21 protein-coding genes and 1 pseudogene are annotated in these 25,136 nt (G+C 63.7%); 10 read left to right on the forward strand and 12 right to left on the reverse strand.

Annotated elements, in window-relative coordinates:
- Positions 1–285: 285 nt before the first annotated feature.
- A pseudogene (locus tag ACZY0X_RS09520) lies at positions 286–423 on the reverse strand (YegP family protein); the annotation flags it as partial.
- A gap of 709 nt (positions 424–1,132) precedes the next feature.
- On the opposite strand from ACZY0X_RS09520, the gene ACZY0X_RS09525 reads away from it, so the two are divergent.
- Positions 1,133–2,542 (forward strand): hypothetical protein, encoded by a 1,410-nt coding sequence (locus ACZY0X_RS09525; RefSeq protein ID WP_463769716.1) that lies wholly within the window; start codon positions 1,133–1,135, stop codon positions 2,540–2,542.
- 583 nt (positions 2,543–3,125) lie between these two features.
- Here the strand turns inward: ACZY0X_RS09525 and ACZY0X_RS09530 are convergent.
- Complete coding sequence (locus tag ACZY0X_RS09530; protein ID WP_463769718.1) at positions 3,126–3,872, reverse strand: gamma-glutamyl-gamma-aminobutyrate hydrolase family protein; 747 nt, start codon at positions 3,870–3,872, stop codon at positions 3,126–3,128.
- A 141-nt stretch (positions 3,873–4,013) separates the two neighbouring features.
- On the opposite strand from ACZY0X_RS09530, the gene ACZY0X_RS09535 reads away from it, so the two are divergent.
- From ACZY0X_RS09535 to ACZY0X_RS09545, 3 genes are read left to right on the forward strand one after another with little or no spacing between them, the layout of a single operon-like run.
- The gene (locus ACZY0X_RS09535) at positions 4,014–5,345 is read left to right on the forward strand and encodes a type III glutamate--ammonia ligase (protein WP_463769720.1); all 1,332 of its coding nucleotides are present in this window, start codon (positions 4,014–4,016) and stop codon (positions 5,343–5,345) included.
- A 2-nt stretch (positions 5,346–5,347) separates the two neighbouring features.
- Positions 5,348–6,694, forward strand: a complete 1,347-nt coding sequence (locus tag ACZY0X_RS09540) for a YlbE family protein (protein ID WP_463769722.1) — start codon at positions 5,348–5,350, stop codon at positions 6,692–6,694.
- Positions 6,691–8,199, forward strand: a complete 1,509-nt coding sequence (locus tag ACZY0X_RS09545) for an APC family permease (protein ID WP_463769724.1) — start codon at positions 6,691–6,693, stop codon at positions 8,197–8,199. The genes ACZY0X_RS09540 and ACZY0X_RS09545 overlap by 4 nt, the downstream gene beginning before the upstream one ends.
- Here the strand turns inward: ACZY0X_RS09545 and ACZY0X_RS09550 are convergent.
- Complete coding sequence (locus ACZY0X_RS09550; protein ID WP_463769726.1) at positions 8,196–8,723, reverse strand: Lrp/AsnC family transcriptional regulator; 528 nt, start codon at positions 8,721–8,723, stop codon at positions 8,196–8,198. The two genes, ACZY0X_RS09545 and ACZY0X_RS09550, sit on opposite strands and share 4 nt — an antisense overlap.
- A 426-nt stretch (positions 8,724–9,149) precedes the next feature.
- Here ACZY0X_RS09550 and ACZY0X_RS09555 point away from each other — a divergent pair, with 426 nt between their 5' ends.
- On the forward strand, positions 9,150–10,355 hold the full coding sequence (locus ACZY0X_RS09555) for a sensor histidine kinase (protein WP_463769728.1): 1,206 nt from the start codon (positions 9,150–9,152) through the stop codon (positions 10,353–10,355).
- Positions 10,356–10,617: 262 nt separating this feature from the next.
- Here the strand turns inward: ACZY0X_RS09555 and ACZY0X_RS09560 are convergent, their stop codons facing one another.
- The 3 genes from ACZY0X_RS09560 to ACZY0X_RS09570 all read right to left on the reverse strand — a co-directional run bounded on the left by ACZY0X_RS09560 (position 10,618) and on the right by ACZY0X_RS09570 (position 13,548).
- Positions 10,618–11,007: a hypothetical protein gene (locus ACZY0X_RS09560; RefSeq protein ID WP_463769730.1), complete on the reverse strand. Its 390-nt coding sequence runs from the start codon at positions 11,005–11,007 to the stop codon at positions 10,618–10,620.
- Complete coding sequence (locus ACZY0X_RS09565; RefSeq protein ID WP_463769732.1) at positions 11,004–11,798, reverse strand: hypothetical protein; 795 nt, start codon at positions 11,796–11,798, stop codon at positions 11,004–11,006. Before ACZY0X_RS09565 ends, ACZY0X_RS09560 begins: the two co-directional genes overlap by 4 nt.
- Before the next feature lie 190 nt (positions 11,799–11,988).
- Complete coding sequence (locus ACZY0X_RS09570; protein WP_463769734.1) at positions 11,989–13,548, reverse strand: B12-binding domain-containing radical SAM protein; 1,560 nt, start codon at positions 13,546–13,548, stop codon at positions 11,989–11,991.
- A 250-nt stretch (positions 13,549–13,798) separates the two neighbouring features.
- On the opposite strand from ACZY0X_RS09570, the gene ACZY0X_RS09575 reads away from it, so the two are divergent.
- The 3 genes from ACZY0X_RS09575 (at position 13,799) to ACZY0X_RS09585 (ending at position 15,822) form a co-directional block, all read left to right on the forward strand.
- On the forward strand, positions 13,799–14,062 hold the full coding sequence (locus tag ACZY0X_RS09575; protein ID WP_463769736.1) for a hypothetical protein: 264 nt from the start codon (positions 13,799–13,801) through the stop codon (positions 14,060–14,062).
- Positions 14,063–14,193: 131 nt separating this feature from the next.
- Complete coding sequence (locus ACZY0X_RS09580; RefSeq protein WP_463769740.1) at positions 14,194–14,871, forward strand: YczE/YyaS/YitT family protein; 678 nt, start codon at positions 14,194–14,196, stop codon at positions 14,869–14,871.
- A gap of 87 nt (positions 14,872–14,958) precedes the next feature.
- A complete protein-coding gene (locus ACZY0X_RS09585; protein WP_463769742.1) occupies positions 14,959–15,822 on the forward strand; it encodes a peptidoglycan recognition protein family protein in 864 nt (287 codons plus the stop codon).
- 15 nt (positions 15,823–15,837) lie between these two features.
- Here the strand turns inward: ACZY0X_RS09585 and ACZY0X_RS09590 are convergent, their stop codons facing one another.
- Complete coding sequence (locus ACZY0X_RS09590) at positions 15,838–17,190, reverse strand: alpha/beta hydrolase-fold protein (RefSeq protein WP_463769744.1); 1,353 nt, start codon at positions 17,188–17,190, stop codon at positions 15,838–15,840.
- A 219-nt stretch (positions 17,191–17,409) separates the two neighbouring features.
- Here ACZY0X_RS09590 and ACZY0X_RS09595 point away from each other — a divergent pair, with 219 nt between their 5' ends.
- Together ACZY0X_RS09595 and ACZY0X_RS09600 are read left to right on the forward strand one after the other, a co-directional pair.
- A complete protein-coding gene (locus ACZY0X_RS09595) occupies positions 17,410–18,402 on the forward strand; it encodes a hypothetical protein (RefSeq protein WP_463769746.1) in 993 nt (330 codons plus the stop codon).
- Entirely contained in the window at positions 18,395–19,375 is a 981-nt protein-coding gene (locus tag ACZY0X_RS09600; RefSeq protein WP_463769748.1) for a hypothetical protein, read from the forward strand. The genes ACZY0X_RS09595 and ACZY0X_RS09600 overlap by 8 nt, the downstream gene beginning before the upstream one ends.
- A 60-nt stretch (positions 19,376–19,435) precedes the next feature.
- Here the strand turns inward: ACZY0X_RS09600 and ACZY0X_RS09605 are convergent, their stop codons facing one another.
- Genes ACZY0X_RS09605 through ACZY0X_RS09625 form a run of 5 tightly spaced genes read right to left on the reverse strand, consistent with a single transcriptional unit; the run spans position 19,436 to position 25,121 of the window.
- Entirely contained in the window at positions 19,436–19,732 is a 297-nt protein-coding gene (locus tag ACZY0X_RS09605; protein WP_463769750.1) for a putative quinol monooxygenase, read from the reverse strand.
- A gap of 29 nt (positions 19,733–19,761) precedes the next feature.
- A complete protein-coding gene (locus tag ACZY0X_RS09610) occupies positions 19,762–21,030 on the reverse strand; it encodes an ABC transporter substrate-binding protein (RefSeq protein ID WP_463769752.1) in 1,269 nt (422 codons plus the stop codon).
- Positions 21,027–22,349, reverse strand: coding sequence for an L-fucose:H+ symporter permease (fucP, locus tag ACZY0X_RS09615; RefSeq protein ID WP_463769754.1), 1,323 nt, complete (start codon positions 22,347–22,349; stop codon positions 21,027–21,029). Before fucP ends, ACZY0X_RS09610 begins: the two co-directional genes overlap by 4 nt.
- Positions 22,350–22,407: 58 nt before the next feature.
- Entirely contained in the window at positions 22,408–23,301 is an 894-nt protein-coding gene (locus ACZY0X_RS09620) for a universal stress protein (RefSeq protein ID WP_463769756.1), read from the reverse strand.
- Positions 23,298–25,121: an amino acid permease gene (locus tag ACZY0X_RS09625; protein WP_463769758.1), complete on the reverse strand. Its 1,824-nt coding sequence runs from the start codon at positions 25,119–25,121 to the stop codon at positions 23,298–23,300. The genes ACZY0X_RS09620 and ACZY0X_RS09625 overlap by 4 nt, the downstream gene beginning before the upstream one ends.
- Between the last annotated feature and the right edge of the window lie 15 nt (positions 25,122–25,136).

Here is a 25,136-nt window from a genome sequence, read left to right on the forward strand (position 1 = left end):
TATCCATTGGTGCGAACCCAGGGTTTGATTACGTGCCAGAGGCGAAGCGCGGGGATTTACGGCCTCGACGCTATTCACATGCTTCAAGCCGAGGGGCCGTACTCATTCGACGTGGCGAACTCGATCTCATCCGCTGCCGCGGTGGCCTACTGCCCCGAGCACCTTGGGTTCTAACGGACGAGACTCAAGCCTGGCCACTGCCGAAGCCAAGCGGGATCGGCGATTTGGGCGTGTGTCCTCGACTTTGGCGTCCGGCGCGTTCTTCTTCTTCACCGACTCAACTCCCTGGAGAGCGTTGGCTTTCGACTTGTACCCCTCGCCGGTTGCAATGATCGCGCTGTTGCGACCTGAGGCACACCTTTGCCGTCCTCCAGCTGTCGGCGGACGTCCACTTCGTGCAGGGTGTCGAAGTGGCTGGTGCACAGCACTTTCACGTTGACTCTCGACGTCTACGGCGACGACATCCCCGAATAGGACGGCGGCGCGGTCAACGCCCTCCCGAACCGCCAGCCCCGACGAAGGTAGCGGACCTGTCGAGCGACGTCGTCAGTTTGTTTGGGCGGCAGGCTAACTAGGTTCAGTTACCGCAGGGTCACGCCTTACTGCTCGCAGAAACGCTATGTGCCTGTCGCCCTTCTCTCGCGAGTACCAGCGAAGTCGTGCTCCATCTCCGTGTAACTGATGCCTTGGCGCTCAGGCTCCCGCACCGTCCGCCTACCGAGAAAGCGTTGGTAGCAACGCCTGGGTTTTCAGCCTCCTTGCTCACATCTGCGGCTCGCCATCGCCGGTCGCTCAACCCCGTCGTCGTCTCAGTCGCAAGCGGTCCAGCAAGGTCATCATTTCGCCAGATCGGTAGACCGTCGTGAGATTGACGACGCAGGCGATGACTCTTCGTTGTGTCGACCACGTCAAATTGACGTCATATGACAATTTATGGTAGGCAACAAAATACCTGCTCCAGCTATGTAACTAGTACATCTATCAGTTGTCGAATCAAAAAATAGCTCGGCTAGTTTTCTCGAATTGAAACATGTTTCACTTCCCTAGCTGTAGGTTGCCTGGACGCCGGCTGTGTGTCGGCGCAGCTGGGAAATCAATCCACACGTCTACTGATCAGGAGTGGCTTAGCCATATGTCGAAGCACCGAAAGTCCACATCGCGCAGCGCCGCGCGTCCGCTCGTCACGACCGGTATGGCCGGCGTCGCGATGGCGGGGGCGGGCATCCTGTTGTTCGCCACTCCGGACATGCCCGCAGCGGGCACGGCATCCCCGGAAGTTCAGCTCGTCAACTTCGAATCGACTTTGGCTGAGCTTCCCGCGGCGCCCCGTTTGGATGTGCAGCAGACGGACGCCGCGTGGTGGCTGAGTAATGGCGGAAGCGGGGTTGGGCGAACGGCCGCGTCGGCGACGTCCTTCGCGGTGGCCAAGGCTCCGCCCATCGTCGGCAACGGTGGCTGGCTGATCGGCAACGGCCTCAACGCCGCGGCCGACTGCACGGGTACTGCGTGCAATGGCGGCAACGGCGGACTGCTCGGGGGCAACGGCGGCCACGGCGCCAACGGTGGTGCAGGTGGCAGCGCTGGTCTGCTCTGGGGCAACGGCGGTAACGGCGGCGACGCTGGTGACCCCAGTATCCACGGTGCCGACGGCGGCAAGGGTGGCCTCGCCGGACTGTTCGCCGGCAACGGCGGCAAGGGTGGTAACGCCAGTAGCAGTGGCGGCCACGGTGGCAGCGGCGGCGACGCCGGGCTGTTCTCGTTGACGGGCAACGGCGGAGCCGGTGGCAATGGCGCCCAGGGCGGCACGGGATATACCCCCGGGAGTAGCGGCTCGGACGGCACCAACGGTACGGACGGTGAAACCGGCGCGGACGGCGAGAACGGCACCGGTGCCAACGGCCAGAACGGTGGAGCGGGTACCAACGGCACCAACGGCGGCAATGGCAGTGGCGGCGGCAATGGCGGCGGTGGCGGCAAGGGCGGCAACGGCGGCAGCGCCGGGCTGTTCGGGCTCTACGGATCCGGCGGCAATGGCGGCAACGGCGGCACCGGTGGCACCGGCGGCATGGGTACCAACGGCGGCAACGGCGGCGCGGCCGGCAATGGCGGCAACGGCGGCAACGGCGGCACCGGTGCTGCTGGTGAAGCCGGCGGCTCCGGTGGCGCAGGCGGTGCTTCGGGTACGGCAGGTGCTGGCGGCTTTGGTGGCGCCGGTGGCCTTGGTGGTGCGGGCGGTGCGGGAGGCACCGGGGGTAGCGGAGGCCTGTTCGGTGTGAAGCCCAAGCCGGGCAGCTCGGGCGGGTCCGGCTCGCAGGGCAGCTCCGGGTCGAACGGCACGGCCGGGTCCAATGGCTCGGCGGGCAACCCCGGCTCGGCGGGCGCGTCGGGTGGGACAGGCACCGCCGGAAAGGCCGGCAACTCTGACTCGGCGGGCGCGTCGGGTGGGACAGGCACCGCCGGAAAGGCCGGCAACGCAGGAAGTGCCGCGAAGGGCGGCTCCAACAGCTCCAACAGCTCCAACAGCGACAACGGCTCGGATTGATCGCCGTAGAGTTTCGCAGCACGACTGGCTGATGGGTCAGTAGGTGATCACGCAGGCGCTCGGCTGGGCTAGCCCAGCCGAGCGTTTTGCGTGGGTGGTCGGCCTTTCGGCCACCAGCGGCGCCCACCAGCTGACCAACCATCCACCGTCGGAAAGCAATTCAAGCAGCCGTGCCACCCCCGGCCACCGACGGCTTCCACTGCCAGCGCCACTCGCGCGTCGCCGATCACTGCTCGAAAATCGGCAACCAGGTCGGGGGAATCGACGTGGACCACGTCGGCCCCGGCTGCTGTGAGCAGCACGCAAGGGCCCGACCGACCGCTTGAGTCAACTAGGAGAATGCGCACTTAGCCAACCCGTTTGCGCAGTTCAGGGGTGCGCGAAATCAGGTCAAGACTTGACCTAACACGAAAGTGCATGTGATCTGCGCCGACGGCGGTGCTGAAGCTGGCTTGACCCCCAGAGGTGCCTCGAAGACTATCGGGAGCGGCAAGAGCGGTGCAGGACCGTATTGCTGAACAACCTTGTAGTACAGAGAAAGTAGAACGATGGTGACCAGCTAAACAAGGGGAAAGATTGACGGCTAGCGTGCGGAGATTGCGCTGAGGGCCGTTGCGCGGCTGCGGCATTGATCGACAAACCCGCGGAGCAGATTCATCGCATGATCATCTGTGCGCCAAAGCAACTCGGGATGCCACTGCACGCCGACAGTCGCTTCATCGGGAACCTCGATTCCTTCCACGAGGCCGTCATCAGCCCGCGCGGTGACGCGGAGTCCGTCACCGACACGGTCGATGCCCTGATGGTGCTGGCTGTTCACAGCGATATCGCCGGCACTGCCAATCCAGGTGCTTAGTAGTGAGTTGTCATCGACCGAGACCGTGTGCAGGGGCCGCGCCAGTCCCTCTTCCGTGTGCCGATGCACGACCCCCGTCGGCCGGTCCCGACGCAGATCGCCGATGAGTGTGCCGCCGTGGGCGACGTTGAGCAGCTGTGCTCCTCGGCAGATGGCGAGCACGGGCTTGCTGGCCTTCTGGGCCGCGGAGATTAGCTGGATCTCCAGGTCGTCTCGCTGCGGGTTTGGGGCGCCGATCAGTGGGTCGGAGGTATCGCCGCCATAGCGGGCGGGGGAGACGTCGACCCCGCCGCCTATCACCAGGCCATCCACCCAATCGATGATCGACGTCAATCGTGGGTGCAACCGGTTTGTCTGCACGGCGATCGGCGTTGCCCCCGCAGCTGTGATGCCCTGAAATGCGTATGGCCACAGCACATACTTGTCCAGTTCGTCGGCATCGAAGGTCAGCGCGATGAGGGGTGTGTTCGTCATATGGCCTGGACTCCTCGTCCGATCTACATCGCCGCTGACGGCGAGATCGACCGACGATATTCGACTTCTGTGCTCGACACAATGCTTGCTTTCGAACAATTCCAGTGATTGACTGCTGGAAATCGAACACTAAGGAGTGCAATGACCTCAGTCGAGGAACTGACCAAGACGCTTTCCGACCAGGGAGTGAAGTACGTTTTCGGCTTCTATGTCGACATCCACGGCGTTCCCAAGAGCAAGTGTGTGCCCATCAGCTCGCTGCCGTCGATGGCAAAGGGTTCCGAGCTCTACACCGTCGGCGCTCTGGAGGGGATGGGCGACTTGGGCCCGCACGAGGACGAGTGTCAGGGCATCCCAGATCTCGACCGACTCGTGGTCCTGCCGTGGAACCGGGAGATCGCGCTCGCGCCAACCACCTTGAAGCTCAACGGAGATCGCTACGAACAGGATTCGCGGAATCTTCTTCTTCGACAGGTCGAGCGCGCAGCCGAAATGGGCTTCGTCGCCAACGTGGGTATCGAACCTGAGTTCTACGTGGTCCGCGAGACCGAATCCGGCTGGGAGCCTCTGGTTCCCAGTGACCGGCTGAACGAGCCCACCCGTGGCTACGATGTCGAGGCGACTATTCTCGCGCAGCCGTTCCTCGATCCCATGGCGCAGTACATGAACGAACTCGGTTGGGGCCTCTACTCCTTCGATCACGAAGGTGGTGATGGACAGTACGAGTTCAACTTCGACTATGCCGATGCGCTGACCATGGCCGACCGGATGGTCACCTTCCGGCTGATGGCCAAGCATGTCGCCCGCGAACAGGGCTGCATTGCTACCTTCATGCCCAAGCCGTTCCAGGACGACTTCGGCTCAGCCGCCCACATCAACATCAGTCTTGCTGACGGATCGACCGGCAAGAACGCATTCACCGCCGCGGACGGCGGCTACAGCGAGCTGTCCCGGTTGTTCACCGGAGGCGTTCTGGCGCACGGTGATGCTATCACCGCGGTGACGTGCCCAACTATCAACTCCTACAAGCGATTCACCAGCAAGGGCTACATGGATGAGATATCCTGGGCGCCCATCTACCGGGCCTGGGGCGAGAACAACCGAACGCTGATGTGTCGGATGCCGGTCAACAGGCACTGCCTGGAGGTGCGCACCGCGGACGCGGCGGTGAACTACTACCTGGGTATCGCCATGGTGCTCGCCGCCGGTCTTGACGGTATCGAAGGCAAGATCGATCCGGGCGAGCCCATCAACGCCGACACCTATCAGATGGACGCGGCCGATCTGCGGGACTTGGCACTGCCGAACACCTTCGAGCAGGCACTCACCGCGTTCGAAACCGACGGCCTCGCCCAAAGCTGCCTCGGCAAGGAGTTCCACCGAACCTATGTCGACTACATGACGCGCGAATGTCACGAGTACGGGTCCGTGGTGACGGACTGGGAGACCCGCAAGTACATGCAGAGGGTGTAGCGATGACCAACACCAACGTGCGAATCGCCATGCTCACAGCGGAATCGGATGCTCGGCGACGGGCGGCCAACGCGCTGGCCGTCGAGCGGATGCTCACCGCGGATCCCTACCTGATCGACGTCGCACCAGCGCGCGATGTCGTACCGGGCATGACCGACACAACGATCTTGACGTCGGGTGCGCCGCTGCGGTGGGAGGAGTACACCGGTGGGCAACGCAGATCCATCCTGAACGCGGCGGTCTACGAGGGCCTCGCAGATTCGGTGCAGGACGCGGAAACGGCAATCGTCGACGGACAGATCACGGTTCGCAGCACCCAACAACATCGGTGTATCGGATCGGTCGCCGGAATCTACACGGCGTCCATGCCGGTCCTCGTTGTCGAAGAGCGAACCTTCGGCGGCACGTCGTTCTGCAATCTGTACGAAGGGCAGAGCCGGTACAAGCTGAACTACGGTGCCTACGACGACGAGGTGCGGGCTGGTCTGCGGTGGCTGGAAGACACGATGGGCCCGGTGCTCTCCGATGCACTAAAGCTCACCGGGCCGATCCCGCTCAAACCCATGATGGCCCGCGCGCTGCGACTCGGCGATGAACTGCACAGCCGAAACACGGCCGGCACGTTGCTCTTCGACCGCGAATTGACGTCAGCCTTCGCGGAGCTGCGAGGAACGTCGAACGCCGACGCGGTGGCGCAGGTCGTGCAGTTCTTCCGCGAGAACGACTACACGTTCCTCCGGATGAGTATGGCCGCCGCCAAGGCAATGGCCGACGCCGCACACGGAGTGGCCGCCAGTAGCTTGGTCACCGGGATGGTGATCAATTGCCAGTCGTTTGCGATCAGGCTCAGCGGAATGGGCGATCAGTGGTTCACCGGTGCTCATCCTCAGCTCGACGGCCGTTTCTTCGATGATTTCGGTCCCGGCGACGCTGAATGGATCGGCGGCGAGAGTTGCTTCACCGAAGTCGTCGGCCTCGGGGGTTTCGCGCAGGCCGCCGCACCAGCCCTGCAGGCATACCAGGGAGGTTCATACGAGCGAATGCGTGACAACAACTGCGCGATGTATGAGATCGCGGTGGCCGAACACCCCGATTTCCTGATCCCGGCGCTCGACTTCCGCGGTAGCCCAGTCGGTATCGATGTCGTCGAAGTCCTGAAGCGCGGCCGCACGCCCATGATCGACGGCGGGCTTGCCGGACGTGGCGGTGGACAGATCGGCGCTGGACTGCTGATTCCGGACCTGGAAGCCTTTCAGAGCGCCTTCGACTCCTATCGCGCACGTTATGACGGCGCATCCGACTCGGTGGCGTCCTCGGACTCCACGGGTGACCAGGAGGTTCTGCGATGACCAGAGCAGATTCCGCCACCGCGCCGATGGACCCCGGGCGGGCCGGCCAACCGGGGCGAAAGGGCATGGGCCCCCTGGAGTTGGCCTTCTTCGTGGTTGCCGCGGCAGGACCGCTACTGGTGGTGGCGGGATACACACCGGTCGCCTTCAGCGTCGGCGGTATCGGAGCACCTGGTGCCCAACTCATCGCCAGCCTGATCCTGTTGTTCTTCGCAGTCGGGTTGACCCGGATGGCACTGCGAATCCCCAACGCCGGGGCCTTCTACGCCTACATCGGTCAGGCTTTCGGCCGCCCGGCGGGAGGTGGTGCAGCGCTGCTGGCGCTCGTGGCCTACTCGACGATTGCGATCGCCGAGATGGCTGTGGTCGGCGTTTTCGCCTCTTCTGCCGTCAAGAACATCACGGGTGTCGAAATCGCCTGGTGGGTATGGGCATTCGTGGCCCTTGCCGTGGTCGGACTGCTAGGGCATCGCCAAATCTCGTTGAGTGCGCGCGTCCTGGGAGTGGCGCTGATCGCTGAAGCCGCGATACTCATGGTGCTCGCCGTTCCGGTCTTGATCAACGGAGGGCCCGAGGGTTTTGACTTCAGCTCGTTCACGCCCGCGGCGGTGTTCGCCGGAGGTGGTACGGGCGCCATGTTCGCCATCGTCTTCGGCGCCTTCCTCGGGTTCGAATCGACGGCGATATATGCCGAGGAAGCCCGGGAGCCGTCCAAGACGGTCCCGCGCGCAATCTATCTCGCAGTCGGGTTCCTGGGGATCTTCTACACCTTCATGGCCTGGATCGTATTCACCGCATTTGGGAAATCCGAGATATCGGCGGCTGCAACCGAGGACCCGGTCGGTCTGGTCTTCACAGCGCTGGCCACCTACGTCGGGCATCCGGCGGTGGTCGTCACGGAGGTGTTGCTTGTCACTAGCGCATTCGCTTCAGCTCTGGCGTTTCACAACACCGCGATTCGCTACCTACACACGCTGGGGCGCGAGGGAATTCTGCCTACTGCTTCTGCCAGGCTCCACCCGAAACACGGGTCGCCCTACCGGGCGAACCAGATTCAGGTGGCCATCACGGCCGCAGTGATACTGGCATTTGTAGCCGCGGGGACCAGGGATGCGTATCTCGGATTCTTCCTTCCCCTGGTTTCGGCGGGTGTGTTGGCGGTGATATTGCTGCAGACAGCGTGTTCAGCGGCCATCGTTGTGTACTTCAATATTCGCAACCGTGGTCATGGACTGTCGATTTGGAGCACGTTGGTAGCGCCATCCATCAGTCTTGTTGGCCTGGCCGTCGCGTCCTACCTGGTGGCCGAGAACTTCAGCCTCCTCTCCGGTCAGACCGGATACGTCAACGCAGCACTGCTGACCAGCCTGCCGTTGCTGGTCATCATCGGAGTGGTGCGCACCTATGTGTTGCGATCGAAGAATCCCGAGCGGTATCAGCAGTTGACACGGACAAATGTGTACCGGGCTGAACGGGAAGATTCACCGGAAAGCTCCTCCGCTTAAGGAATTGCGTCCGAGTCGAAAGAGAACTTCTCGATCTTGAGGATCACCGAAGTCTCAACATGTGTAATCCCCTCCATTGCACCGAGTACATCGGTGGTGAAACTCAGTACGTGAGAGTGGTCTGAGAAGAAGGCCTCGATTATCAGGTCGTGACGGCCGGTGGAATAGCCGCAGTACCGCACCTCGGGAATTGCGGCCAGCTTCTTGCAGATCGATTTCACGGCCGTAATATCGGCTGTTATCCCGATAATGGCCGATAGATTCAGGCCCGCCAGCGCGGGGCTCGGAATGGCGACGATCTCCATGGCGCCGGTGGAAAGGAGCCGTGCTACGCGCTTTCGGACCGTGGTCTCGGTGACGCCGATTGCTTTAGCGATTTCAACGTTGCTCGCGCGTCCGTTGGCGCACAGAAGTCGAACAATCTGCTTATCCGTCTCATCGAAATTTACGGTATCCACGGAATCGGACACCTCGCGCTGCATCCCGGGCTCGGATCGGCGTATTTGCCTTCGCGTTGCGCTCACGACTCCTAGAATAAACAATCGGCTGAAATGTCCGTGAGGGCCCTGCCGGAGTTATCCACAAATAGTCGGCGCGAGCGAGGACAAGCCAGCTGTTGGGGGGTCCAGCAAGGGCGCATCGGCGGTGGGCAGCCCACGCCTGCCTGACCGGTCCTGCCCCCCGAGCGCATGTGGACGCCGAAGTCGTAGACGCCGAGGGATGTGGCTGAAATGCACCCCAGCCGCCAGCCTGCCGAGCGAACGTCCCGCTGCCCGTTTTGCGGCGTCATGACGATGGAGGATGTCTATGTTCTGGACGCCCTCCTCACCGCTTGAGCGGGTGGCGCCATTTCGGCAATCACCCTCAGCACTGGAGTGATTCGTCCTATGCTCCTGCCAACTTTGCGGGGCAGGAATCGGACGTGGTCGTAGGTGGGAGTGACCGGGGTCGTGCAGCGATCTGAGCGCGCGATCTTCCGTGGGCTGCTGCTGCAATGCGCGCTACGGGTTCTACTCGCGGCGTTCGTCTTCTTCGCGCTGTTGTTGCAGCCGCCCGACACCTACCGCTGGCCCTATGGGCTGTTGTGGGTCGGCTACGTCGTGGTGGTCATCGGTTGGAGTTTCTGGGCGCTGCGGCCCGCCAATCCCGCCGGTATCGAGACCATGCGTTCGGTGGCGCTGCTCATGCTGTGCGCGGATGTCGCTGTGGTGTCGATACTTTCGGTGGAAACGGGCTTGAGTTCGCCCAACACCTGGACCTCCGATGTGCTGCAGCACGGGCTGTTCCTGATCCCGTTGATCGCAGCGGCCCAGCTTGATCCGTTCGTGAGCGCGGTGATTGCCATTCCCACCGTTGGTGCCTTCTTCGTCGTGAACTGGGTGGACAAGGAAGCGAACGGCGACGAACCATGGGGCTCAATTCTTTCGACCACGGCAGTGTTGTTCGGGCTGGCGGCGGGCTCGGTGGCGCTGTCCTGGATTCAGCAGACCAATTCGCGAACCATCGCCAACCTGGCTCAGGAACGAACCCACCTGCTCGAGGAGGTAATCAGCCTCGAGAAGCGTGAACGGCAGACCCTGTCGGAACGCCTGCACGATGGCGCACTGCAGTACATCCTGGCATCCCGTCGGGAGATGGAGGAGGTCAGAGAAGGGTCCGGCGAAGCGATGGACCGGGTTGATTCCGCGCTCGCCGAGAGTTCCCGACTGCTTCGCGATGTGGTCCGGGAATTGCATCCCGAGGTGCTGGCACGCGCCGGTCTCAAGGCTGCCATTGCCTCGCTGGCTGACGGTATCGCGTCGCGCACCAATCTCACCGTCCACTTCGAATCCGACGACTGGCCCGACGACTTGCGCACCGACGCCGATCACCTGCTCTACAGCGCGGCGCGGGAGTTCTCGACCAACGCGATCAAGCACGCCCAGGCCGAGAACCTACGATTCGCGCTTCAGCACGCCGACGGTCGAGCCATGCTGCGCATCGCCGACGACGGGGTGGGCATTCCACGGGAGCGCCTCGCACTGAGTGTGGAGAAGGGGCACATCGGCTTCGCCTCGATCCGCGCCAAGGTGCTGGCTGTCGGCGGTGTGCTCGATATCCACAGTCCACCCGGTACCGAGATCGCAATTTCTCTGCCATCGCACGCAGCGACCTGAGCGGTCGGGCTGAGTGCCCATCGCCGTGAGATTCGCCGTGAAAATAGGGGCGGGTTCGGGAGGACATGAGCGCGTCTCATTATCTCCACGCGGTCGGCTTTCATCTCTACGCCGACTCTTTGGATCAGTCACTCCCGAACCCGTCGTGCGATCGATTTTACGCCGTGAAACGAGCCGATGCCAGAACTATTTTCCGCAACCAGAATCGTTGGCCCGCACCGTGGGTGGCGCCGACCCGGATCGTCTTAACGGCTCAGAAACCCTATCGATACGTCCCGTCGCGCTGGACCTGACCTGACGCGGGTTCGCTGTGTACCAGTGCGACGTTATCGCCGACGTTGACGGTGACAACGTTGTCGTCCGCAGACTCCACAAACGGGAGTTGGAGCAGGCCGTGGAAGTCGTCCGTCCTGACGAAGGTGTGCGCCCGGGCGAACAACGGTTGCACATCGAAGACCCGCACTCGCAGTGCCTCGCGGCTGAGTCGGCCCAGTTCTCTGCCGGACTCCGGATCGGTGATCACCTGACCGGTGTTGGAATGCACCGCGAAGACCATGCCCGGTGTCACACCGGCTTCGGCTCCCCGGTTGAGGACGAGGGTGTAGTCGTCCTCGACGAGCGCGACCTGCCCTGTGATGTTCTGCCCGCTCACGAGGCCGCCAGGGAGGTGCTTTCTCGCAACTGCGATGTCGATCCGACTCGGATCCGCGGTCGGAGGGTGTGCTCGTCGGCGGGCAGCGGCACGTCGACGTAGTTCGCGGAGTCCTGCTCTGTTCCGAGCGTGAGTTCGATGGCGGTCTTGGCCTGGAAGAGGGCGATGACGGCCTGCTGGTGGCGTTCGGTGCCGAATGAGGTGAGTGCGACTGCAAGTTTCTTGTCGACGTACTCGACCGAACGCTGCAGGTCCGACGTCGTCGGTTCCACGGCGCCACTGTCTGTCTGCTGCGTCCGCTGGTCACCGAGCCCGCTGTACCAGCGATGCCCGAGCGCACCCAGGGCGATCGAGCACACCGGGACCACCACGACGGTGCAGATCAACCCGAGGGAGTTGTCCAGCGTGATCGAGCCGACAATGCCGAGGAGTATCGCCACGCCCGCGACGAAGAACAGTTGCAGCGCTGGTGGCACTGCCTCGATCGCCCGCCACAGTCGCGTGACGACGCGTGCGCCGTATCGAGCGACGCCGGCGATGAAATGGGCGATACCCGTCGCGGCCTTGAGGGCGACACGGCCCATCTCGTCGGCCTGCTTACGGGTGAGCGGCGCCTTGGGAGGCGACCACGTGCGCTTGGCGGCCGGCGGCGGGGTGGGCGCCACCTCGGGCTCGATCGGCGACGCGGCAGGCTGCGGTTCATCGCTCTTGGTCTCAGCGGCCGGCTCGACCGGCGCCTCGGGTGCCTCGGGTGCCGGGCCAACGTTGGTCACATTTGCCTCATCAGTCACATTCGTATCTTCTCCCGATTTCGGTCGAATCACGATCCTGGCGCGCCGGGACATGCTGGTTGAAGTCTGAAGTTCGGTATCGGATCCGGGTGGTAGCTGCCCCCATGGGGCAAGTCGCTGCTGGGGACTAGGCCCGTAGAAGGCAGGTGCTGGTCACGGCCCGACCGCCACCAGGCTGGGCGTGGTGGCGTTAGAACGTGTTGACCAGGGTCCGCGATTCGGCCATCTGGCGCGACATTGTGTAGTGGTGGTAATGCATGGCGCACTTGACCACGCAGATGAACAGCACGCTCGGATCCGGCCGGTGGCGGAGCATCGTCGACATCCTGTGGCGATAGATTCGCCGCAACTCCGGGTCGGGGACGTTCTTCATCAACAGCAGGAACAGGCCAGCTGCTCGAACCGCATCGAACGATCGCGCTCGCCATCTCTGCCACGGATGTCGATTCAAGTACGCATTGCGCGCCCGGGCGAAATCGAATCCGCGTGCGAGATAGAGATTCTCGAGGCGATTGAAGTAGGAGTCAGTGTCGTACAAGTCCTGCATCAGACCGATGTATCCGTCGCGCAATGCTTCGCGCGACATGCCCAGTGGAATCACGTTGGTGCCGAACGCCTGCTCCTCGTCGAGATCAAGGCGGCCCTCGTTCTTCAGACGCGCGTGCAGCGGAGTCTTGGGAATGGCGGAGAGCATGCCGACCATCGCGTGCATGATGTCGGTCTGCCGCATGAAATCACTTTGTGCCTTGAAGATTCGGGCATCGTCGTGGTCGAAACCGACGATCATGCCGCACCAGACTTCGAGCCCGGAGTCTTGCACTTTGCGGACCCGGTCGACGATCGTCCCAGCCTTGCGCACGTTCTGGTACTTCTTCGTCTCGCGCAGCGATTCCTCATTGGGGCTCTCGATGCCGATGAAGACGGCTGTGATGTTGGCGGCGACCATCAACTCCATCAGCTCGTCGTCTTCGGCAAGGTTGAGCGATGCCTCGGTGAAGAACTGGAAGGGATATCCCTCGGCGACCTGCCACGCGGCAACGTCACGAAGCAACGCCTTCACCGCGACCTTGTTGCCGATCAGATTGTCATCGACGATGAACGCGATGAGCAGTTTCTGCCTGCGCATGGCGTCCAACTCGGCGATCACCTGCGCACTCGTCTTCAGTCTCGGCTTTCGTCCGAACGTGACGATGATGTCGCAGAACTCGCACTGGAACGGGCAGCCGCGGCTGAACTGAATACTGCCGAACACGTAGTTCCTGGCTTTCAGCAGGTCATACCGCGGCACCGGCACGCGAGTCATATCAGTCCGCTCGAGTTGTTCGTATCGGTGCTGATGGCGCCCGTGGGTCCACTCGTCCAGAAACTGCGGCCACGTCGTTTCCGCTTCGCCTATGAAGATCGCATCGGCGAGGCCGTCGAAGTAGTCCTCCTGCACACTGACCCACGGTCCGCCGACGATTGTGAAGACCCCGCGGGTCTTCAGCTCGCGGAGAATCTCGCGCATCCGACGGCGCTGGACGACCATGCCGGTGAGTCCCACGATGTCGGCCTGCGCCAGCCGGTCGTAGTCGATCGGCTCGACGTTCTCGTCGACGATCGTCACGCGATGCGCGGCAGGCGTCAACGCGGCGATCAGCGGTAGGCAGGCGGTCGGCAGATTGCACTTCTTACCGAGCAGGGGCAGGGCGTGCTCGAGGCCCCAGTAAGACACCTCGAACCGAGGATTGATCAGAACGATATCGGCCATAGTCGTCTGCTCCGGATCGCGCCGAAAGGCGCTGGTAAATGCCAGGATTCTAGCACTTTCCACCTGGTGGGAGAGTTAGCGCACCGGCTCCACTGCCGACTGCAACAAGTTCGTGGTTGGGGCCTATCGGGTCAGGCACCGAAGTGACAGGCTTGATCCGCGCTGTGCGCCTGAGTCGCCACGGCAAATCTGGGTGTTTCCACACGCAACCCTTCGTCATTTCTCAGGTCGCGGCCGGACAGTGGTCTACATGACCGCTAGGAATGGCCGGACGGGTGTGGCATCCGGCACGCCTCGTCGCGGGTGGTGGCGGCGTGTGCCCAGGCCGGCTCTCGGCGGCGCATTCGCGGCCATCCTGATCGGCATCATCTACGCGACGGGGGAGTGGGCGTCCGTGGTGGCCTCACTCGCCGGCTTCGCCACCGCCATCACCTTGATCGCCGCCGTCGTGATCAGCTGGGAGCGCGTCGTCGTGACCGCAGCGTCGGCGGGCCTCGTGGAGCAATCCCGCTAAGCCGCCGCCCCGATCAGGCTGAGGCCGATTCCACGGTCTCTCGGACACCCTGGGATCCCATGAGATGGTTTGCAGGGTACGTACTTTCGCCATTCTGCTCCGTGTCGTGCGTGAATGAGTAGGGTCCGAACGTGGCTGGTCGGGACTCGCACTATTGGCGGCGCGCGTTCTGGGCTCTGGTCGGGGTGGCGGTCCTGGGTCTGGGTGCGGCGGTGTTGCGCGTCGCGCAAGTCGGCGTCGACCCCTACACCGCCGCCAACATCGGCATCAGCAACACGATCGGACTCGATCTCGGCACGTACCAGCTCATAAGCAACGCGGTGCTGCTGATCCCGATCGTCCTGTTCGGCCGCATGTACATCGGCGTCGGCTCGGTCATCAACATGGTCATGACCGGCTACTTCATCCAGTGGTTCTCGGCCCTGTTGAGTCCGTTGGTTCCCAGCGACCCCACCCGGTTGGTGCAGGCCGTCATGTTCCTGGTCGGGATAACCCTGTTCGCCGCCGGCGCGTCGATGTACATGACAGCCGCGCTCGGCAATTCGCCCTACGATGCGATCGCGCCGATCATCGTCGACCACACGCGTTTGCCCTACCGAGTGGTGCGCGTGGCGCAGGACCTCGTCTTCGTGGCGCTGGCCCTGGCGTTCCATGGACAGGTCGGCATCGGGACGGTGATGACGGCATTCTTCGCCGGTCCGTTGATCGACTTCTTCACCGAGAAGGTAAACAAGCCCCTGATGAAGAAGGACCTGGCAGCACTCAGCGCGTTCCAGGAGCGTGTCGCGACGACCCGCTGGCATTTCTGACAGCGGAACCCTTGTCGTGTCGCCGGGTCGGCGCAGACTGGTAGGTGGCACGCGCGATTCCGTTCGGCCTGTGCTGGAAGGAAACCCGTGGCCCTGACAGGATCGTGGACCGGCGACCCGGTCTGGCTCGCCGACGTACTACGGCGCGAGGGTGTCCAGCTCGTCGAGTACCCCGGCTGGCGCGATCGCGGCCACGGGGACTTCAAGGACATCCGCGGGGTAATGGTGCATCACACCGGATCGGACAACGCGAGCGCCGCCTCCATCGCGTACGGCAGGCCTGATCTGGCTGGCCCGCTGTCGCAGCTGCACATCGCGCGAGACGGCACGGTGACCGTCGTCGCGGCCGGGGTCGCCTGGCACGGCGGCATCGGCATGTATCCGTGGCTGCCGACCAACATGGGCAACTGGCACATAATCGGTATCGAGTGCGCCAACAGCGGAACCAGCCCGACGGCGCCACACCGCACGAACTGGCCGGCCGCGCAGTATGACGCGCTCGTCCATAGCTGCGCCGCCATCAACCGTCGCCTCGCGCAGAACGCCAGCCGCACCATCGGGCACAAGGAGTACGCGGGCCGCTCCCAGGGCAAATGGGATCCGGGCGCCATCGACATGGAGATTCTGCGCAGCGACATTCAAGCCGTCATCGGCACCATTCCCAACCCGGCGCCGACACCGAGACCGCCGGTGCCGGTCGGTCAGTTCGCGGACATCCTGCTGTTCCGTGGTTCCGAGGGGCCACAGGTCGCGCAACTGCAGCGTCAGCTCAAGTATGGCTACGAAACCTATGCCGGAGATCTCGTGGTCGACGGCGTCTACGGCAGCCAAACCGAGACCGCGGTGAGGGAGTTCCAGCGACGCACCCGGGGCTTGAAGGTCGACGGCATCGTCGGCCCTGCCACCGCTGCCGCCTTGAATCTGAGGGTGGTGCCACAACTGGGAGGCTGACGGCGAATGCTCCTGTCACATCTGCGACAGGGGTGACGCTGGGCGTAGGCGGGCGATGATGCCGTCGAGGTCGAGGACGAACATGTCGGGCCGGAAGACGTGACCGCCGGGCACCTCGTGCGATTCATGCGGGATGCCCGCTGCATTGAGGCGGTCGCGGAACTCCCGTTGGCCGGCGAGCACCTGGGTCTCATTGACGCTGTCGAACCAGTTGAGCGGGTCCGGACTGGTCCCGGCGACCAGGAAGACGCGCTTGTTGCGGTAGCTGTCGATGCGCTCGACCGGGTTGTCGGCGCTGACCCGGGCCTGGTCCCACAGCGGCGCGCCGTAGACCGTGCCGCCGGCCAGGTCCAGGACCGCCGAGGTGATGTTTGCCCAATGCACGACCAGACCGAAGTCGCGGCGCAGACTCGCCGGACCGGAATGTGCGCTCACCGAGGCGAAGTGACCGTAGTACTTGGCTGCGTACTTCAGCGCGCCGAACCCGCCCATCGAAAACCCGGACACCGCACGGCCGTCGTACTCGGCGAATGTTCGGAAGTTCGCCTCGATCCAGGGGAGCAGTTGGGCGATGTGGAACGTCTCCCAGTTCCGCGGGCCGGTGAACGAGCTGACCGGGTTGGAGTACCAGCCCGCGTGGCCGCCGTCGGGCATCACGACGATGATCGGCTTGCCGGCGGTCAGGTCGCGGATGCCTGCAAAGTCGAAGAAGCGGAAGTCTTGGTCGCCCCCGTGGAACAGGTAGAGGACGGGATAGGTGCGCCCGCTGGTGCGGTAGTCGTCCGGAAGCAGGACGTTGATACCGGGGTTCCAGCCGATCGCGCCGGTCTGGAACCGGTAGTACCACAGGCGGGCATCGTTCTCGTTGCGGTCCACGATCCTCAGCCCGAATCCATCGCTGCGCCCGACGAAGATGACCAGTACCTGCCCGACTTCGAGTACGGCGGGATCCGCGATGCCGTTGACAGCGGCGATCAGCGGATAGAACGAGGCGTTGCCGTAGAACCGCGACGCCAATGCCGAGAGTGTGTCCCCTGCGGCAACCCGGTATCTCGTGATGTCCGGAATGATCAGCGGCTGACCGACATTGATGACGGCGGAGGCGGCGATCCCGCTCGCGGAAGCGATCAGCCGATCGAGTTCCGCGTCACCATAGAACCGCACGGCCAACGCCGACAGCGTGTCCCCTGCGACTGCCGTGTATCTCGTGAAGTCGGGGAAGACCAGCCGTTGCCCAACGGCGAGGACGTCGGGGTTGGCGATACCGCTGGCGGTGGCGATCAGCGGATAGAGTCTCGCGTCGCCGTAGAAGCGCAACGCCAACGCCGACAGCGTTTCCCCCGAGACAACCACATGTGTTCTGACCATTGGTCCCACTCCTTCGGCCGCAACTGGCTCTCACCTCGATTGTGCGCGCGGCCGCCGTCGGTGGTGGCGGGTTGGCAATAAACCGGTGTGGGTGTTGGTTTCCAGCCAAACGAGCCCCGCGATCGCGCCGGTCATACGCCGGTGCTATCTGGCCACGAGGTTTAACGTGAGTGCACGGGGAGTCAACGAAGTGATGGGCGCAGTGGCTTAGGGGGTGCGGTGCGAGCCGAAGCGGACGCCGGTCACCGTGCGGTCCTGATACGCCATCGGCGCGACCGTGCCGTGCTGACAGTGGTTTTCCTCCTGCTGTTCGTCTTCTCCTACAGCGAGGAAATCGTGTTCGCCGCGCTCGAGGCGACTGGCCAGAACCATCTCCTGGGATGGCTCACCGGCCTGGTGGGGCTCGATGTGGCTGTGCTCGCAGTGGTGGGTCTGCTCAAGCGTCACATCAGCGGAGCCGACGACGGCGACCAGCGACTGTGGCGGCCGTGGTGGATCTCATTCTCCACCGTCGTCTTCCTCGACGTGGCGTTATGTCTTCTGCCGGAGGATCATTCGCTGTGGATCGACCTCATGTTCTCGGTCGCGCTGGCCACCCTCATGGGGATCCTGATGGCCCTTTCGCTCAACGCCGACCCTCTGACGTTGTTCAGCAGGGTGCGACGGACTGCTGAGCCGACCGACTGGGCACGCGTCCGGGCTGTGGTGCCACTCGTCATCGGTACCTTCGTCTGCTACCTCGCCGCCACGGCCTTCGACGACTTCTTCGATCTCGACACTGTCCGCACTCTCGATCCGGAGATGTCGGCAGAGGTGGCCGCGATGCCACTGCCGCAGCAACTCGGTGCAATGGCGACCCTCTGTGAGGGTGCGGTCAGCCCGGCCTTCTTCCAACAGGTTGTCGCGGTCATCCCGCTGCTGCTGCTCACTCTGGGCGTGGAGTTCAACTTCTTCCGACGGGCACTCGTCGAGCCCGCTCAGCGGGCCGCCGCTGCGGCGACTGTGACGGTCATGTCGGTTGGCCTGGTTCTGGCCCTGTCCACGCTGCCGTGGGCAGGCACGGGTTGTGGTGGGGTGCTCGGCTATTGGCACGAGTTCCTGACATTTGTGATCTCGGTACAGGGTGTTGCCACGGGGCTGGCCACACTCGTGTGGCTTCTCGTGATGAGCAGCCCTGATCAACGCGACACCGAGGGGGCCAACGATGCCTGAATCCGCAGCACCCCCACGCGCTGACCGCGCGGTGTTCGGCGTGGTCTTCCTCATGCTGTTCGCGTTCGCCTACAGCGAGCAGCTTGTCTCGGAGCTGTTCCCGTCCAGCGGCGACGGCGAACACATGGCCTGGCGGATCACGGTGATCGTCGTCGACGCCGTGGTGTTGGGAGTGGTCGGCCTGATGAAGCGCGCAGTCGCCCGGGCGGACGGTGATGTGCCGCGGCTATGGGGTTGGTGGTGGGCTGGCGTCGTCATCCTCATCGGCGTCGACGCACTACGGCTCATCCACTTCGAATCGATTCGCGTCGACGTGCTGACCGCCACCGTCTACGCCGCGGCGATGGGCGCCACGATGGCGGTGTCGCTGAACGCCGATCCGCTCACCCTGTTCAGCAGCGCCCGGCGGGTGGCATTGCCGGTCGACTGGGCGCGGGTCCGCGCGATCGTCCCACTGGTGGTGGGGGCTTGGCTCTGTTACCTCGCAGCGAGCGCATACGTCGACTTCTTCGATGTCGACACCGCACGGGCGCTCGATCCGTCGATCGAGGCGCAGGTTTCGGAACTTCCGGTGTCAGAACAGATGTCGGTGCTGTCACAGCTGTGCCAGGGTGCGATCAGCCCGGTGTTCTTTCAGCAGGTGGTCGGGGTGATCCCGGTGCTGCTGCTGGCTCTTGGTGTGGAGTTCAACTACTTTCGCCGGACGTTGACCGACGCTGCCCAGCGCGCGGCGACCGCAGCCACCGTGACGGTTTTGGCGGCCGGTCTGGTCGGGGCGCTGTCGACTCTTCCGTGGGACGGTCAGGGATGCGGTGACGTGCTGTCACGCTGGCACGAGTACTTCGCGTTTCTCCTTGCGGTCCAGGCCGTTTTCACCGGGTTGGCGACCCTGGTTTGGTTGCTGGTTGCCAGCACACCCGATGATGCCGCGGGTACTGGCCCAGTGAATCGGGATGCCGAGGCCGGAGGCTAGGCGGGCGTCAGACATCCAGCGGTCGCGCCAACGCGTAGTGCAGGGGGCTTGCTCCGTCGACTACTTTTCATCGAAGAGCCGCAGTTCAGATGGCTCGCGCAAGAGGTCTTCCAAGATTCTGTTGCCCTCGGTGTTGTACGGCTGGCGCATGTGATCGTCCCAGGCCGCTCGCGACCGGAACATCTCCAACATCACCCAGGAGTCCGGGTCATCCTGCGGTTGAACGAGATGCATGAAGACGCAGCCCGGCTCCTCAAGCGTGTTACGCCGCATCGACTGCAGCTGCGCCTGCGCCTCGGCCATCCGGTCGAGTCGCGGCTTGATCGTGACAACCAAGAACAACGGTCCGCCGTTCACGGTCGCTCCCTTCATGCGCAGACGCCGCGTCACCGCCCGGAGATGGGCACGATCACCGAGTTCTGCAGGGTGTCGATGAACGCGTTCTGATCCCTGCTCTGAACGAATGTCGCGACCGCGTCGTACAACCCCTGCTGGAAGCCAGTGGGCAGTAACTCGCCGTGGGTGATCGATAGCAGGATCTTGTCGTTCCGCAACGACTTTGATGCTTGCTGCTGGTAGGCGGGTAGCGATGCGACGTCGACGTCGTTGCGTACCGGCACTGAGCCCTTCACCTTGTTGAACGCCAGCGACGTCTCGGGATTGGCGATGGTCCCGAGGAACTTCATCGCGTTCACCCCGTCCGGAGCGTCGGAGGAGACCACGAATGTGTCGACGATCGCGAGGTACGCACCCGAGGTGCCGGGGTACGGCACATACCCGAAGTCCTTGCCCTCGACGGCCTTGTTCGCCTCGAGTTCGCCGTAAACCGAATCGTTCATTGACAGAAACGCGCAGCCGCCGGTGGCCAACTTCTTCGCCGCTGCATCCCACGTCAGCCCACCAGCACTGGGATCAGCCTGCGAGACGATCTGTCCGTACCGGGTGAGGGCGTCTTTGAGTTGTGCTCCCCGCCAGTCGAACTTGTCGTCGGCCACATTGCCGAATCCGTCGGGTCCGATCACCCCGAGCAGAGTGTTCTCGAACAACTCGGTGGCGGTGAACCGGTCCTTGCCGCCCAGGCATAGCGGCGTCTGGCCCCTGGCCGCCACCTTCGCCAGATCGCCGATGAACGCCTGCGTGGTGTAGCCGGGCCCGGGAACAGCGACGCCCGTGTCGCGGAGCACGTTCATGTTGAACCACAGCACGTTTCCGCGGTGCGCACCTGTCGGCACGCCCCATTGTTTGCCCTTGTACGTCGCGGCATCGAACAGCGTCGGCGGCAATGTCGAGCCCAGATGCTCGTCCGTGTAGATCGCGGAGGCGTCGGCGATCCTGCCTGCGTCCACCCACGCCCGAAGTGAACTGCCCAGGAACGTCTGCCACACATCGGGCGGATCGCCGGCGCGGAGCCGTTCGGCAAGTGCCACTTGGACATTGCTTCCGCCACCACCGGAGATTGTTCCGTCGATCACGTCGACATCCGAGTTCTGCTCTTTGAATGCGTTCAGCAGGACTTCGAAAGCCGGGTGTTCCGAGGGCGACACCCACCACGACACGACCTCCAGCCGGTCGGTCGGCTCGGAGAAGTTGGCCTTCTGGCCGCCGCCGCATGCCGCAAGCACCAGTGCAAGCGTGATGATCCAGATGCGCTTCATGCTCGTTCTCCCACCGTGTTGGGTGCGGCTCTCAGATCGAAGACGGCGAAGGCGGTGACCACCGCGAAGCACACCGCGGGGACGATGAAGGAGATCGCGGGTGTCGTCGCATCGAGGATGGCGCCCTGAATCAGCGGCATGATCGCCCCGCCGACGATGGCCATGACGAGACCGGCGGCCCCGAACTTGGTGGCCGGTCCCAGCCCGGTGAGCGCGACGCCGTAGATCGTCGGGAACATCAGTGACAGACAGAACGACAGCGCGACGACGGCGGCCACCCCGGCGACGTTCGGTGAGAGCATCGCGAAGACGCAGAGCAGCACTGCGAGCGCGCCGAGGACCATCAGCACCTTCGTCGCGCGGACCTTCCCGATCACCCAGGTCATGATGAACCGTGAGATCAAGAACACGATCAAGCTGACTTGCAGCAGATAGCCACCCAACTGAAGTGACCCGTTGAGCGCCTGCTGCGAGTACTGGATCAGATAGGTCCAGGTGCAGACCTGCGCGGCCACGTTGAAGAACTGGGCGACGACGCCGAACACGTACCGCTTGTTGGACAGCAGAATCCTTATCGGGCTCTGGTCGCCGAGATCACCCGACTCGAACTCCTCGACGATGGGTGGTGACCTCTTGATTGCGATCACCAATCCGATGGCGATCAAGACGAATCCGAGCCCGAGATACGGGCCCATCACGGCACCTAGTTGCCCGGCACGGATGGCGTGTTCCTGAGCGGGATCCACATTGGCGAGGTTCACGGGCTCGTCGAGCTTGGGCAGAATCAGTGTGGCCGCCAGGAACACCCCGATGTTGGTGCCGACGGGGTTGAATGCCTGCGCGAAGTTCAAGCGCCGTGTCGCTGTCGCTTCCGGGCCGAGCGACATCACGTAGGGGTTGGCGGATGTCTCGAGAATGGAGCAGCCGGCCGCGATGGCGAAGAGGGCGACCAGGAATGCCTCGTAGGTCATGATCTTGCTCGCTGGATAGAAGGCCATCGCGCCCGCCGCCGCCAGCAGCACCCCACTGAGAAGGCCTGCCTTGTAACCAAATTTCTGGTTGATGAGGGCCGCAGGTATGGCCAGCAAGAAGTAGGCGCCGAAGTACGCCAGCTGGACGAGCGAGGCCTGGAAGGTGTTCATCTCGAAGATGCGCTTGAAACCCGCCACCATCGGGGTGGTGAGGTCAGCGGCCACACCCCATGCCGTGAAGCAGCAGATGAGGACAGCAAATAGGACCCACATCTTCGGATAAACCAGCGGCGGTTTGGACGAGTCCGATGCTGCGGCAGGTGGTTCGGCGTGTTCGGTAGTCGTCATGTTTGCTGCCTCTCACCATCGAGAAGGGTTCAGACCGCGGCGGGCGTGACTTCGCCTGTCAGGTGGCTTTCATCTCACGCCGCGGCACGATCATCGTCGCCACCGGCGCATGCCGAAGAATTCGCGCCGCTGCCGAACCCAGGAACACCTGAGCTGCCGGTCCGGCTGCGCCAGAACCCAGCACGAGGATGTCGCCGGCCCCCCACTCGACGGCATCGACCGCGTCACGCCACGTCGGACCCGCCCCGATCACCACCTCGGCGTCGAGGGTGTCGATATCCGATCGGACCTTCTCCAGTTGCGCGACGATGCCCTCGTGGGTCCGCCGTGCCCACTGCTTCACGACGAGATCCTCGGCGGCCGGTTCAATCGCGCCACTGAACATCGTGACCGGTCGCACGGTGAAGGAGACGATCCGCAGTCGCGCCGACCAACGCTGAGCCAGTTCCGCGCTCGTCGCGACCAAGCCGACCGCGTCCGCCTGCCCCCCATAGGCCACGGTCAACCGATCAATCCGGCCGGGATGCCCCGGATATCCTCGAGGCGCGATCGCCACGGGGACCGCGGCGGTGTGGACGAGGCGGTCGGTGACGCTGCCCAGGGCGACCCTGCCGAGCAGACCGGATGACGACGAGCCGACGACGACGATTTCCGCGCTCATCTCGGCCGCGAGTTCGGTCAGCCCCTCCGGGATGGATGTGGCCTGGTGCACCACCTGCCATACGTCAAGATCGTCGGGGAGCTGGTCGGCCATGCGTTTGAGTGACTTCTTGGCCTGCATACCAATGTAGTTCAGGTACTCGTCCTCTACGGGATCCTGCTTCGGAGGCCAAGGACGCTCGACGATCGCCGCCGCCACGATCCTGGCGCCCGTGCAACGCGCCAGCTGCGCGGCCAGGTGCAGCGGTGCCGTCCCCTGACGGCTCGCGCTGAAGCCGGCGATGATCGTCATCGTGGTACCTGGTTAACCACAACAGACTTCGCGACCACGTGCGTCACCGGCATCTTGAACTGGGCGCGGGCACGGTCGATGACGTCGAACCGCTGCCAGACCGAGAACTCGGGCGGCAGTGTCGAGATCACTATCTGGTCCGGACCGAACTTCGCGACGGCGTGGTCCAGAGCGCGCAGCGGCCGGTAGTCACCCAGTTCGCCTTCCGCGTTGAGGTTATGGCTGTGCAATGCAGACAACGTGGCGTCGAGCCTGGCCGTCGCCGCCTCCTGCGTGGCCTCCGTGACGTCGCGCGGTCCGTGCGTGGCCGCGGCACCGGTATCGACGGGGCTGGCCGGCACCACGACCATGTACTGCGCTTCCCGATCGGCTCCGATGCGACGCAGCTCGTCGAGCAGCTCATCGGAGTCGACCGTCTGATTGGCCAGCACCAGCACGCGATGCGGTGCGCCCGACGGGGCTTCCTCGGGTTCGGCCGGCCGACGTTTGACAAACCACTTGTTCGCCACGAAGAGCAGTATCACGACGGCCCAGGACAGCAGGCTCAGCACCAGCTGGGACCGTAGCGCCTCGTCGATGAACATCTGCACCAGAATGGCCACGATTCCCAACGCCGTGAGGATGGAAAGCGCTGGGAACAACCACATCTTGACCCGCAGCTCGGAGTCGGGAGTGCGGTAACGCAGCACGATCTGGGAGATCGCGATGAGCAGGTAGACGAACAGGATGATCGCGCCACTCGAGTTGAGCAGGAACGCGAAGATCGTGTCCGGGGAGGCCGCAGCGGCGATGATGCACAGGAATCCGACCACCGAGGACGCCAGGATCGCGTTCATCGGCACGCCGCGACGGGTCACCCGCACCAGCGCGGGCGGTGCCTCCCGTCGCGCAGCGAGCACGAAGAGCATTCGCGAGGCGGTGTACATGCCCGAGTTGAGGCAGCTCAGTACCGCCGTCAGCACCACGGCGTTCATCACGTGGTCTGCGTAGGGAATTCCCATCTCGGTGAAGGCAGCGACGAATGGGGACGCAGCAACGCTCTCGTCGTTCCACGGCACGATGGTCACCAGGACGAACACCGCTCCCACGTAGAACACCAGGATTCGCAGAATCACCGAGTTGGCGGCTTTGGCCACCGCTCGCTCTGGATCCGCAGACTCGGCGGCCGCGATGGTCGCGATCTCGGCGCCGACCATCGAGAAGATGACGGTGACGATGCCGACGGTGATGACGCTGAAGCCGAACGGCATGAACCCGCCGTGACTAGTCAGGTTCGAGAAGTCAGCCGATTTGTCGGGCCACAGACCGAAGATGAACGCGGCGCCCAACGCGATGAACGCGATGATCGCGGCCACCTTGATGCCAGCGAACCAGAACTCGAACTCACCGTAGGAGGCCACCGAGAAGAGGTTGGTCGCGGTCATCAGAACCATGAAGATCAATGCGGAGAGCCATAACGGTACGTCGATCCAGTACTGGACGATCTTGGCGCCCGCGATCGCCTCGAAGCCGACCACGATGACCCAGAAGTACCAGTACAACCACCCGACGGAGAACCCCGCCCAGTTGCCTAGGGCGTTGCGCGAGTAGTCCGCGAAGGATCCGGTGGACGGGTTCGCGACCGCCATCTCGGCCAGCATCCGCATCACCATGATGATCAGCACGCCGGCCATGCCGTAGGTGATGAACGCCCCTGGGCCGGTATCGCCGATGACCACGCCGGAGCCGACGAAAAGACCTGCTCCGATGACGCCGCCGATGGCGATCATCGTCAGCTGACGTTGGCTGAGCGCTTTCTTGAGAGTGGGCACCGCGCTCATGGGGACCTCCGAGGT

Source organism: Mycobacterium sp. IDUB_39 (assembly GCF_055419205.1).